Here is a 2500-nt window from a genome sequence, read left to right as displayed (position 1 = left end):
CAACCTGTCGTTGAGCTCGATGCAGATTTCACGATATTAATACCACCATCATTACAAAGTGTAACCTCAGTATTATTCGCATCGATGATGTAAGTATCAGTGGCAACAACCGTTGTTGTCCCATCAGGTTCTAAACCATTAGCAGTCACATTGTTTGTGATATTACCCGCATCAACGTTAGCTTGAGTAATGGTATAGTCAGGTGCAGTGAAAATCCAAGTTTCAGTAGGATCAAGAATACCATCTCCGTTATCTCCAGTAAGAGTTAAAGACGATGTAATATCACCCCCTAATAAATCATCAATAATTGTTATTGAATTAATAAGGACACTACCCGAATTGGTAACTGTAAATGTATAAGTAATAGTATCACCTTCTCCAACACAACCAACAGTTGAGCTCGAAGCTGATTTTTCTATACTAAGACCAGCAACCCCATCAATAGTAATGTATACAGTGGCTTGATCACAGGCCATAGGAGTACCGTTATCACAGATTGTATATACGAATGAATCCGTACCCGAATATCCAGCATTAGGGGTGTAAGTAAACTCACCAGTATTAGGATCAATATTTACGGTAACACCTTGAGTAGTAGTAACGGTTGTAGAAGTTACAGTTTGGGTATTACCTTCAATATCATTATCGTTAAATAATACATTTCCTATTAGAACGCTAGTAGGCGTTACATAGTAAGCATCATCATTAGCATTTGTTGTATTTGGCATACTAGCATCTTGAACTGTTACTGTAACAGTAGCAGTATCACAAAGTGCAGGCGTACCATCATCACAGATTGTATAGGTAAAGGTATCTTCACCCGTAAATCCAAGATCAGGCGTATAAGTAATGGTTCCATCAGGATTTAGAGTTACAGTTCCATTTGCAGGATCAGTAGTTGCAGTAATGGTAATAGGATCGCCATCAGGATCAAAATCATTGGCAAGGACAACAACATCAATAGGTGTTCCTACAGGTGTTGTTGACGTATCTGCATTAGCAATAGGCGCTTCGTTAGACGGTCCACTTTCAGGTAAAACGTCAATATAAACTGTAGCTGTATCACAAGCTTGCGGATTACCATCATCACAGATGGTATAGGTAAAAGTATCTTCCCCAATAAATCCAGGGTTAGGAGTGTAAGTATACGTTCCGTTAGGATTCATTACTACAGTTCCATTGGTAGGATTAGAGTTGGCAGTAACGGTTTGGTTATCACCTTCAAAATCTTCATCATTAGTTAATACATTACCAGTAACCGGTTGATCAACAAATGTGTTATTAATATCTGCAATAGCATCTGTTGTATTAGCAAGACCACCAACAGTGATGTAAACTGTAGCTTGATCACACGCCACAGGACTACCATTATCACATATCGTGTAAACAAAAGAGTCCGTACCAGAATACCCAGTAATAGGTGTATAGATAAATTCTCCAGAATTAGGATCAATATTTACAGTAACGCCTTGAACAGTAGTAACCGTTGTAGAAGTAACAGTTTGTGTATCACTTTCAATATCGTTGTCATTTAATAATACATTACCAAGAATATCAGCACCAGGTGTTGTATTATAAGCATCATCATTAGCATTTGTTGTATTAACCATACCAGTATCTTGAACTGTTACTGTAACAGTAGCAGTATCACAAAGTGCAGGCGTACCATCATCACAGATTGTATAGGTAAAGGTATCTTCACCCGTAAATCCAGGATCAGGCGTATAGGTAATGGTTCCATCAGGATTTAGAGTCACAGTTCCATTAGCAGGATCAGTAGTTGCAGTAATGGTAATAGGATCAGCATCAGGGTCAAAATCATTAGTAAGTACAACAATATCAATAGGTGTTCCTACAGGAGTTGTTGACGTATCCGCATTAGCAATAGGCGCTTCATTCTCCGGACCACCATTAGATAAAACTTCAATATAAACTGTAGCAGTATCACAAGCTTGAGGATTACCATCATCACAGATGGTATAAGTAAAGGTATCTTCCCCAATAAATCCAGGGTTAGGAGTGTAAGTATACGTTCCGTTAGGATTCATTACTACAGTTCCATTGGTAGGATTAGAGTTGGCAGTAACGGTTTGGTTATCACCTTCAAAATCTTCGTCATTAGTTAATACATTACCAGTAACCGGTTGATCAACAAATGTGTTATTAATATCTGCAATAGCATCTGTACAATTAGACAGAATTTCAGTTGATATTGTATAAGTACAGTCATTATTATCTTTAACAATAATCGAATAATTACCAGCTTCTAAATCAGAAAATATCCCACTATTTTGATAATCAGTACCTCCATTTATTGAATATGTATAAGGAATTGAACCTCCTGTACCTTGGACGTTTACCGTACCAAGACCTTGACAAATAATGTCATTTTGAGAGGTAATAGAGGCAGATAACTCAGAACCAGGTTGTGTAATAGAAATATTATGAACCACAGGATCACAAGATGATCCATCCATAGTAACACTCACATTATAATTTC

1 protein-coding gene is annotated in these 2500 nt (G+C 37.4%); it reads right to left on the bottom strand.

Going from position 1 to position 2500, the window contains the following annotated elements:
* The coding region (locus Q0891_RS17165; RefSeq protein WP_299103569.1) for an Ig-like domain-containing protein at nt 1–2500 on the bottom strand (2500 nt) is incomplete at both ends.

Origin of the sequence: uncultured Winogradskyella sp. (assembly GCF_947498005.1) — a bacterium.
Classification (GTDB): domain Bacteria; phylum Bacteroidota; class Bacteroidia; order Flavobacteriales; family Flavobacteriaceae; genus Winogradskyella.
This window is presented reverse-complemented; position numbering and strand designations above follow the sequence as displayed.